This window comes from Edaphosphingomonas haloaromaticamans (genome assembly GCF_001853345.1).
In the GTDB taxonomy this organism is placed as follows: domain Bacteria; phylum Pseudomonadota; class Alphaproteobacteria; order Sphingomonadales; family Sphingomonadaceae; genus Sphingomonas_E; species Sphingomonas_E fennica.
This window is the reverse complement of record NZ_MIPT01000001.1, coordinates 2,246,744-2,248,253: the sequence shown is the minus strand read 5'-3', so window position 1 is coordinate 2,248,253 and position 1,510 is coordinate 2,246,744. Positions and strand designations below refer to the sequence as shown.

Sequence of the window (1,510 nt, the reverse complement as noted above, 5' to 3'; positions counted from 1 at the left end):
ANNTCGGCCGGGATCGGGGCGGCGGCGCGCGCCATGTCGATCGCGCCCGCGTTCCAGGCGGCGGTGGCGAACACGATCTCGGCCAGCAGCACCAGGCCCAGCAGCACGCCCAGGGGCGCGTAGCGGGCGACACCGGCGCGCAGTTCCGCGAAATCGATGTTCAGCATCATGACCACGAACAGGAACAGCACCGCGACCGCGCCGACATAGACGATGACGAGCAGCATCGCGATGAATTCAGCGCCGACGAGAACCATCAGCCCCGCCGCGTTGAAGAAGGCGAGGATGAGCCAGAGCACCGAGTGCACCGGGTTCCGCGCGGTCACGGTGAGCACGCCGGACGCGATCACCATGATGGCGAAAAGATAGAAGGCGATCGTCTGAATCACTTTACGATACCACTTCCCCGTTCGTGCCCGTCGGAATCGAGACACGTTGCACTGCGGTCACATCCCGCGGCTTCGCCCGGAAAGAGCGGGTGCCCGGAAGGCGAGGTTGGAATGCGCTGGTCATTACCGATACGGCGCATCGGCGGCAATGTTCGCGGCGATGGCGCTTTCCCAGCGATCCCCGTTCGAAAGCAGCTTCGCCTTGTCGTAGATCAGCTCCTCGCGCGTCTCTGTGGCATATTCGAAATTCGGCCCCTCGACGATGGCGTCCACCGGGCAGGCTTCCTGGCAGAAACCGCAATAGATGCACTTCGTCATGTCGATGTCGTAGCGCGTGGTGCGGCGGCTGCCGTCGTCGCGCGGCTCGGCCTCGATCGTGATCGCCTGCGCCGGGCAGATCGCCTCGCACAGCTTGCACGCGATGCAGCGCTCCTCGCCATTGGGGTAACGGCGCAGCGCATGCTCGCCACGGAACCGGGGCGAAAGCGGGTTCTTCTCGAACGGGTAGTTGATCGTCGCCTTGGGCTTGAAGAAATACTTCAAGGTCAGCCAGTGCGCCTTCACGAACTCCCAGAGAGTGAAGGTCTTTACGTAATGCGCGAGGCTCATGACAGCACGCCCGAATAGCGGGTGAGCATCAGCCACCCGGAAACGATGAACACCCACAGCAGCGACAGCGGCAGGAAGATCTTCCAGCCCAGCCGCATCAGCTGGTCGTAGCGGTAGCGCGGGACCGTGGCCTTCACCCAGGAGAAGACGAAGAAGAAGAACAGGATCTTCGCGAGCATCCAGAAGATGCCGGGGATGGCGTAGAGCGGCGCCCAGTCGATCGGAGGCAGCCAGCCGCCCCAGAACAGCACGGCGTTCAGCGCGCACATCAGCAGCACGTTGCCATATTCGCCCAGCCAGAACAGCGCGAAGGCCATGGACGAATATTCGGTCTGGTAGCCGGCGACGATCTCGCTTTCCGCCTCGGTCAGGTCGAACGGCGCGCGCGCGGTTTCGGCCATGGCGGAAATCAGGAACACCACCGCCATCGGGAACAGCAGCGGGTTGAAGCCGAAGCCGTTGATGAAGCCGAAGACATGCGCCCGCTGCGCATCGATGATGCCGGAAAGNTT

At 63.3% G+C, this 1,510-nt stretch carries 1 protein-coding gene; it reads right to left on the bottom strand.

Annotation, left to right across the window (positions count from 1 at the left end):
* Positions 1-512: 512 nt before the first annotated feature.
* Positions 513-998, bottom strand: a complete 486-nt coding sequence (gene nuoI / locus BHE75_RS10435) for an NADH-quinone oxidoreductase subunit NuoI (protein WP_015456792.1) — start codon at positions 996-998, stop codon at positions 513-515.
* Between the last annotated feature and the right edge of the window lie 512 nt (positions 999-1,510).

Bases quoted from the DNA above. Each gene is read 5' to 3' on its own strand.
- nuoI (WP_015456792.1), bottom strand. From the start codon at position 998: ATGAGCCTCGCGCATTACGTAAAGACCTTCACTCTCTGGGAGTTCGTG.